This is a genomic window from Marinitenerispora sediminis (assembly GCF_003336425.1).
Lineage (GTDB): Bacteria > Actinomycetota > Actinomycetes > Streptosporangiales > Streptosporangiaceae > Marinitenerispora > Marinitenerispora sediminis.
This window is the reverse complement of sequence record NZ_QEIO01000360.1, coordinates 1-508: the sequence shown is the minus strand read 5'-3', so window position 1 is coordinate 508 and position 508 is coordinate 1. Positions and strand designations below refer to the sequence as shown.

General features: G+C 76.2%; 1 protein-coding gene. It reads right to left on the bottom strand.

The genetic code is table 11. The annotated features are described in order from the left end of the window. Window positions 1–339: beta-galactosidase (locus DEF28_RS26805; RefSeq protein WP_199493584.1), on the bottom strand; the 339-nt coding region annotated here is incomplete at its 3' end. Between the last annotated feature and the right edge of the window lie 169 nt (window positions 340–508).

Below are 508 nucleotides of genomic sequence, written 5' to 3'. Positions count from 1 at the left end.
CGGGTCCCGGGTCAGCCAGCCGGGCAGCCCGCCGTTGTCCCACTCGGCGCAGATGTAGGGGCCGGGGCGCACGATGGCGTGCAGGCCGTGGGCGGCGGCGAGCGCCAGGAACCGCGGCAGGTCGAGGCCTCCGTCGAGCCGGAACTCCCCGGGTTCGGGGGCGTGCGCGTTCCACGGAACGTAGGTCTCGACGGTGTTCAGCCCCATCATCCGCGCCTTGGCGAGCCGGTCCGCCCACTGGCCGGGGTGCACTCGGAAGTAGTGCAGGGCCCCCGAGATCAGCTGGACGGGCCGGCCGTCGAGCAGGAAGTCCCGCTCTCCGATGGCGAACTGCGGCATGGATCACCCTTTCGTGCGCTGGTCCGGCGGGACGTTCCGGACGGTTCAGGTCTGCCCGGCTCCCGCCATGGGCGGCCAGGTGCCCACCGGGGCGGCGGGGACGAGCGTCGCGGCGGGGCTGCCGGCGAGGGACGCCGCCGGCGGGCCGGCCGGCCGGCGGGCCCGGCGC